At 59.9% G+C, this 6,862-nt stretch carries 9 protein-coding genes and 1 pseudogene; 4 read left to right on the forward strand and 6 right to left on the reverse strand.

Annotation, left to right across the window (positions count from 1 at the left end; translation table 11 throughout):
- Nucleotides 1-1,140: MobA/MobL family protein (locus PDO_RS07195; protein ID WP_007599790.1), on the reverse strand; the 1,140-nt coding region annotated here is incomplete at its 3' end.
- Between the two features lie 224 nt (nt 1,141-1,364).
- Between PDO_RS07195 and PDO_RS07200 the strand changes: the two genes are divergently transcribed.
- Genes PDO_RS07200 through traG form a run of 3 tightly spaced genes read left to right on the forward strand, consistent with a single transcriptional unit; the run spans nt 1,365 to nt 3,785 of the window.
- Nucleotides 1,365-1,652 carry a TraC family protein gene (locus PDO_RS07200; protein ID WP_007599792.1) on the forward strand — a complete coding sequence of 96 codons (288 nt, stop codon included), beginning with the start codon at nt 1,365-1,367 and terminating at the stop codon, nt 1,650-1,652.
- Nucleotides 1,642-1,875, forward strand: a complete 234-nt coding sequence (locus tag PDO_RS07205; RefSeq protein ID WP_007599793.1) for a conjugal transfer protein TraD — start codon at nt 1,642-1,644, stop codon at nt 1,873-1,875. Before PDO_RS07200 ends, PDO_RS07205 begins: the two co-directional genes overlap by 11 nt.
- Nucleotides 1,872-3,785, forward strand: coding sequence for a Ti-type conjugative transfer system protein TraG (gene traG / locus PDO_RS07210; RefSeq protein WP_007599794.1), 1,914 nt, complete (start codon nt 1,872-1,874; stop codon nt 3,783-3,785). The genes PDO_RS07205 and traG overlap by 4 nt, the downstream gene beginning before the upstream one ends.
- Before the next feature lie 103 nt (nt 3,786-3,888).
- Here traG and PDO_RS28550 read toward each other — a convergent pair whose 3' ends face one another.
- Together PDO_RS28550 and PDO_RS27790 are read right to left on the reverse strand one after the other, a co-directional pair.
- Nucleotides 3,889-4,026 carry a hypothetical protein gene (locus PDO_RS28550; protein WP_192814357.1) on the reverse strand — a complete coding sequence of 46 codons (138 nt, stop codon included), beginning with the start codon at nt 4,024-4,026 and terminating at the stop codon, nt 3,889-3,891.
- Between the two features lie 20 nt (nt 4,027-4,046).
- Nucleotides 4,047-4,286 (reverse strand): hypothetical protein, encoded by a 240-nt coding sequence (locus PDO_RS27790; protein ID WP_007599795.1) that lies wholly within the window; start codon nt 4,284-4,286, stop codon nt 4,047-4,049.
- A 422-nt stretch (nt 4,287-4,708) separates the two neighbouring features.
- Here PDO_RS27790 and PDO_RS07220 point away from each other — a divergent pair, with 422 nt between their 5' ends.
- Nucleotides 4,709-4,978 (forward strand): WGR domain-containing protein, encoded by a 270-nt coding sequence (locus PDO_RS07220; protein ID WP_007599796.1) that lies wholly within the window; start codon nt 4,709-4,711, stop codon nt 4,976-4,978.
- Nucleotides 4,979-5,059: 81 nt separating this feature from the next.
- Here the strand turns inward: PDO_RS07220 and PDO_RS28555 are convergent, their stop codons facing one another.
- The 3 genes and pseudogenes from PDO_RS28555 to PDO_RS28975 all read right to left on the reverse strand — a co-directional run.
- A complete protein-coding gene (locus PDO_RS28555; protein WP_007599800.1) occupies nt 5,060-5,227 on the reverse strand; it encodes a hypothetical protein in 168 nt (55 codons plus the stop codon).
- Between the two features lie 347 nt (nt 5,228-5,574).
- Entirely contained in the window at nt 5,575-5,898 is a 324-nt protein-coding gene (locus PDO_RS07225) for a DUF736 domain-containing protein (protein ID WP_007599802.1), read from the reverse strand.
- A 624-nt stretch (nt 5,899-6,522) separates the two neighbouring features.
- Nucleotides 6,523-6,862: pseudogene (locus PDO_RS28975) on the reverse strand (hypothetical protein); the annotation flags it as partial.

Consider the following 6,862-nt stretch of genomic DNA (forward strand, 5'->3'; position numbering starts at 1 on the left):
GACAGAACGAACCGCCGCCGCAATCTTGCCCTCGCCGATGCCAAAGCCTTTGCGCTGCGACAGCACTTCCGCCGATTGCGCCATGTCGTATTCGGTCCGCAGGATATCGCGGGTGGTAAAGATTGCCGGTTCGCTAACCTTGCCCGTCTGACGGTCTGTCTGCTGCGGCTTCAAGAGCACGAGATCGTCGGATGCCATCAGCCGCGCGCGAATGTTTGCAAAATCGCTGGGATCGTCGACGTAGCGATGCAGCGCCTTGGCAATGTCCTTCTCATCGAAGGTGGAGCGCTCATTTCCGAGCTGTTTCAGGAGCAGTTCCGGGTCGGCGAGAAGCCGGTCGGCCATGTCCTGCCGGCGCGCGAGATCAGCCGGCGTGAAATACATCTCGACGCCCTTGCGGGCGAGCGCTGCTTTCTCCGGCCCAAGATGCTTTTGCGCGATCCCGTCCAGACCCTGTTCGGCATAGGAGCGGCCGTCGAGACGGATATCATGCCCGGCAAGCGCCAGATGCCGGTTGGCGGTTTCGGCCCAGGCGATCTTCCAGCCCTTCATAGTTTCCTTGTCGCCGGCCCAAAGCTTGTAGACGATTTTGCCGTTCGGCCGATCCGGCGTGATGACGCGCAACGGCTCGCCGTCGGCGCCAAGCACTGCCACTTTCTTCTGCCCGAACCCCTCCTCCGTCAGCGGGCGCAGGGTCGTCATCAGATGGATATGTGGGTTGCCGTCCTTGTCGTGATAGACCCAGTCGGCGATCATCCCCTTCGAAGTCAGATTGTCCCGGACGAACTCCCGCACCAGGGCGATGGTCTCCGCTCGCGTCAGCTCCTCCGGAAGGGCAATGATCAGTTCGCGGGCAAGCTGCGCGTCGGCCCGCGTTTCGAAAGCATCCACCGCATTCCAGAGCGCCTCACTCGCCGCCGCGACCGTCTTGCCTTCAATGACGGTGCGCAGCCAGGCCGGAATTCGGTCCGGCAGCGCCAACTCCTCATGCTTCAGTTCGGTCGCGCCACCGCGATAGCTGAAGGAGGTTCCGGCCTGGTCATCCATCATCCGGGCACGGTGACGATAGGCGGCGGCGGAGACGATGCTGCGTCCCGCTCCCCTGCTGATCACCTGCGCTCTGACGAACATGATCGCCAATTGTCGTCTCCAGACCTTCCGAGCACGTCGCGCCAGCGACGTATATTGCGCCCTCAAATCGATCGGCCTGACAAGGCCGATGCCGCTTTTCCGGAAGACGGCCCAAGCCGGAATTCCGGCGTTGATGTTTTGGGACTTGTGCAAGGTAGCTTATTTGACTACTGTTTTCTAGTGAGTTAAATGCAGAAAAGGTGATTGAACCAGTTAACGGAAGGAATTCATCTATGGCGACGAAATCGGCAATTCTGGACATTGATGCTCAAATTGAGAAACTGCGTGAACGCAAAAAAATTTTGATAGTCAAATCCGCTGATCGCTTCGCACGTGCTGCGACGAAGTCGGGGTTAGCGGAAATGGAGATCAGCGATGAGGAGGTCGATGGCATCTTCGAAGAGATCGCGGCTCGATTTCGCAAAGGCGAGAAGAAAGCGTCTGGTGGCTCTCCTGCTTCGCCGCGTGGACAAGCAAATGGCGGGACTGGAGCGGCGACGGAGGTTCCTCATGACAGCTGATCGGAAAAGGCAAGCGCGCGAAAAATTTCTTCTTGGCGGCATTGTCGTGCGGGCGGGACTGTCGAAGGCAGACCGCGCCTTCTTACTCGGGGGACTGCTGGAGCTTGCGAGGATCGCACCGAGTTCACTGGAGCATCGGCGACTTCGGGGGATCGGTGAGGAGGCTTTCAAGGTCACGATGCTGGATGGCGGCATACCACTCAGAGTCGAGGCCGCAAAATGACAATCAGGGCAAAGCCGCATCCCAGCCTGTTGCTCATACTCGTGCCGATCACCGTCACAGCGTTTGCGGCCTATGTCGTAGGCTGGCGCTGGCCAGAACTTGCTGCGGACATGACCGGAAAAACACAGTACTGGTTCCTTCGAGCCTCTCCCGTGGCGGTTCTTTTGTTCGGACCGCTAGCGGGGCTTCTGACCGTCTGGGTTTTGCCGTTGCATCGGCGAAAACCGATCGCGATGGCAACCCTCATCTGCTTCTTATCCGTTGCCGGCTTTTATGCGCTGCGGGAATTCGGCCGGCTCTCCCCTTCGGTCGAAAGCCGCGCAGTCACATGGAGCCAGGCGCTGTCGTTCATCGACATGGTGGCGGTGGTCGGCGCTGTCGTAGGCTTCATGACGACTGCGGTGTCCGCACGCATTTCTACGGTCGTGCCTGAACCGGTGAGGCGCGCCAAGCACGGCACCTTCGGAAATGCGACCTGGCTGCCCATGGCTGCGGCGGGCCGGCTTTTTCCCGATAACGGCGAGATTGTCGTCGGTGAGCGGTATCGTGTCGACAAGGAAATTGTCCATGAGCTGCCCTTCGATCCAAACGATCCGGCGACCTGGGGACAGGGCGGCAAGGCGCCGCTGCTCACCTACAGCCAAGACTTCGATTCCACCCATATGCTGTTTTTTGCCGGGTCCGGCGGGTACAAAACCACCAGCAACGTCATCCCGACGGCGCTTCGATATTCCGGACCGCTGATCTGCCTCGACCCGTCCACGGAGGTCGCGCCGATGGTCGTCGAGCATCGGCGGCAGAGACTTGGGCGTCAGGTGATGGTGCTCGACCCGACAAACCCGATCATGGGCTTCAACGTGCTTGATGGCATCGAGACGTCGAAGCAGAAAGAACAGGACATCGTTGGTATCGCCCACATGCTGTTGTCGGAAAGCGTGCGCTTTGAATCGTCGACCGGTTCCTACTTTCAATCGCAGGCGCATAACCTGCTGACCGGTCTTCTGGCGCATGTGATGCTGTCGCCGGAATATGCAGGACGGCGAAACCTGCGCAGTCTCCGGCAGATCGTCTCCGAACCGGAGACCTCCGTGCTCGCCATGCTTCGCGACGTCCAGCAGCATTCGGAATCGAAGTTCATCAGCGAAACGCTGGGTGTGTTCGTCAACATGACCGAGCAGACGTTCTCTGGCGTCTATTCGACCGCGTCGAAGGATACGCAATGGCTGTCGCTCGACAACTACGCGGCCTTGGTGTGCGGCAACACGTTCAAACCCAGCGATCTCATCAGCGGCGAGAAAGACGTGTTCCTGAATATCCCGGCGTCGATACTCCGCTCCTATCCCGGCATCGGCCGTGTCATCGTTGGCTCGCTGATCAATGCCATGATCGAGGCTGACGGCGCGTTTCAGCGCCGGGCGCTGTTCATGTTGGATGAGGTCGACCTGCTCGGCTACATGCGCGTTCTCGAAGAGGCGCGCGACCGCGGTCGCAAGTATGGCGTCAGCATGATGCTTCTCTACCAGTCCGTCGGCCAGCTTGAACGGCATTTTGGAAAAGACGGCGCGGTCTCGTGGATCGACGGTTGCGCGTTCGCGAGCTACGCAGCGATCAAAGCATTGGAGACGGCGCGCAACGTTTCGGCTCAATGCGGGGAGATGACCGTCGAGGTGAAGGGCAGCAACCGCAACATCGGCTGGGACACGAAGAATAGCGCATCGCGTAAATCGGAGAGCGTCAATTTTCAACGCCGGCCGCTCATCATGCCCCACGAGATCACGCAGTCGATGAGGAAGGATGAGCAGATCATCGTCGTGCAGGGACATAGCCCAATCCGCTGCGGACGAGCAATCTACTTCAGGCGGAAAGACATGAATGCACTGGCCAAGGTCAACCGCTTCGTCAAGCCGTGAGTTCAGATGCCATGCTAGCTCGACCTTTTTATACAGCACCTCGGTCGGCCACTGCATCGCCGTCGAGGTTGAAAGGCGACTTCAATGGCTTGAAGCCTAAAGCCTATCGCCAGTCGCGGCGACGGCAACGTTCGAAAGGATCGCCCTCCCCAGGGGGCGAGAACCATTCGACGAACTTCGAATAGCCCATAGCAAAGCCGATGAAGCCGACCGCCATCAGGAGGATCGCCCAGAAGGGCATCCCGTTCGCCGTTTCAGGCTTTACGATGCTGCAAACGAGAGCGGCAGCATGATCACACCGCCGACAACAAGCGCATTGACGACCGGGCGGAACATGCAAAGCAGGAAGAACGCAAGATGCCAGGCGCAATAGAACACAGAGAGCACGCTCCCCGCGGCAATGGCGGCTGCTACGCGCGCGAACAACCACGGCAGTCGCAGGATAGAGTTGCACCGAGCGGCTAGTGAAAGAGATCTGGTTTCAGGCTGGATTTCGCTCATCTCGCCCTCTCGCCTGATCGACTGCACGCACACTTGGGGTTGGCCGACATAGGATGTTGTCGATCAAGCGGAGTCTAGATCGCGATGGAGACCAAAGCAAGAACGAGTTGATGGAATGCTATCTTCCGCGCGCACTGGCGACCATTAAGCCGACCGCATCCAGCGCCAATATCTCCTTGCGGCAAGCGACCACCCGATCTCAGTATGTCGCGCCCGCGAAAGGGATCGTCACCGAAGGCCGAGACGGCGAAGGCGGCTCGGGGAGCAACGGAACGGCGCGAGTAGAGCCCGGTCGGCATTGGCCGATTTGCCCAAATGCGCTCGAGCCCCACGGACATTCTATCAGCAAAATGAATCGGTGCATGCCGATAGATTCAAAACTGTCGTTGGACCGGGTTTTCTCGATCGGCGATTCTCACGCAATGCTCGTTCAACCGTTCCAGCTCTACATCGAACGCACGGACCCGGCCAAGAACATGGCCCGTTACTACGCGCTCTCGATCGAACCGACGTTGTTCGGCACCTTCTGCCTGTTTCGTCGATGGGGCCGCGTCGGTTCCAGCGGACAGTCGATCGAACATCACTTCGACGGCGAAATGGAGGCTGTCGCAATGTTTCTCGAACTCCTCCGGACCAAGCGGGCGCGAGAGTACAAGACGGTGCCCCGCTCACAGCATCATGGTTTCATTTGATCGGCGGCCGAGGTGCAGCTTCGGGTTCTTCGCGCCGGTCGATCCGGCGTGAAGAACCAGAGCGTTCGGCAGAGCGCCTCCCTAGTGGGGAGGCTCGGCGTCGTATACAGCCTCTTGTACCGCGATCGCTGCCGCAAGTGTGGCGCGCGCCAGCATCAGCTCCGCTTCGATCTGAGCGCGCTCTGCCGGGTGGCAGTGTCCGGCTTCGAGGCGCAGTTCTTCGATGTGGATTTCGAGGTCGTAGGTCATCGTCGTCATCTCCTTGATAGTGTGAAAGGTGACGCCCCGGGTCGTGAGGATCGGGCCGAGTCAAGGATCGCGGCACGCGACCGCCGGAGGCGGCGAGCGGAGGAACCGATTTTCTGGCGGCGCCCTTCAGGGCGTTGGCTGAAAATTGGAGGGGCCGCGAGGTCCTTGAGGCGGCGCGATCCTCACGACAGACTTGGCGTTCTGAGCAGACAGGGTTTGGTCTCGTGTGGCACCAAAAGGAATGATCGCGGGCTCGACGCCCGCGATCATTTCCTCCAATCGCGCCATTCGGCTGGCCTCACAGACCAAAGCCGGCCCCGATCGCTCGGGGCCGGCTCGCTTGCCGATCAGTTCGGGTTGTTCCAGAGGAGCACCTTCTTGCTCGGGTCGCCGCCCGGTGCTTGTGCGAGGTTGCCGAAGATCACGCCGATCTCGGGGGCTTCCAGCTTCACCGAGAGGTATTCCTCGCCGGTCTGGCGGGCGATGCGGTTCCAGCCTGCGCCGATCTCGAAGCCGCTCTTGCGGTGGATGACGCGGTAGTCTGGGGCTTCCTCGCTAGCCTTGGTGGCGTTTGGTATGATGGCGATCGGGGCGTTGACCCGGATTGTGGCGAAGACGCCTTCGAGGATGCCGTCAGTCTTCTGCGTCAGGGTTGCGATCGTGGTGGCCATTGTTGTGTCTCCTTCGGTTGCTCGGGACCATTTCCCGATGGCGCACGAAGAGACGACTGATCTGCTGCGGTCAGCTCGGGCAAAAATTTTGCGAAATTCTATTTTCCACCAGGAAGAACAACTGAAATTGAATTTCGCAAAAATTTTGGCTGAGTCTTACCCCTTCAGGGGTTGGCCGCAAAAGCAGGCGGTCGTCTATACGAGCGACATAAAACGGGAAATGGTTCGGGGTAACTGAAGGGCGAGATAACCTATGGCTGCCCGGTCCAGCGCTGCGGGATATTGGCCATGCACTTCCTCAGTGCTTCGCCGCCATCCCCAGCCACGCCATGCCCCTGCCTGTCCCAAACTGCTGCATGCGGATGAGCACGCCCCCTGCCAACATCACACGTGCGCCAGTCTGCAAGGTCTAGCAGCGTCCAAATTACCGCCTGCCGATCGGCCGGCAACATCGAACGAAGCTGTTCGCGCTGGGAACCGGATACAGGTTTCGCCAACTGGCCTGCCAGCGCTCGGTAGTCTGAGGCGTTGGTATCCGCCAGCCTCAACGCTGCGGGCAAGCGTGCCATCCGAGCGATCGGAAGCCGGCTTCGTCCGCGGACCAAACTCAACGGAGATCACAAGGCGGCCTACTCCGTCCGATTTGCGCGACGCCTCCCCGAAGGCTGCGGCGATCCTCATCATGAAGGATTTGCTGAAGCGACCCAGTGCTTTTCCGTCGGGCTCTATGTACCAGGACCTTTCTGCGACATCGTAATTATATTCATCGACGACGATCCAGCAGCGCTTAAGGTCACCCAGGCCCGCCCGCCGACACTCGATATCGGAAACTTCCAAGGCGATCCGATCGGCCTGCGGCGGCTGGGTCGTGATCGCCAGCAGGGCAAGATGGGTAAGGCCGTCAGTCGCGCCACGGACCGCGACGACGACGCAGGTCGGCCAGCTTTTTCCTGCCTTCCGTTTC

It is taken from the genome of Rhizobium sp. PDO1-076 (assembly GCF_000247475.1).
GTDB lineage: Bacteria > Pseudomonadota > Alphaproteobacteria > Rhizobiales > Rhizobiaceae > Allorhizobium.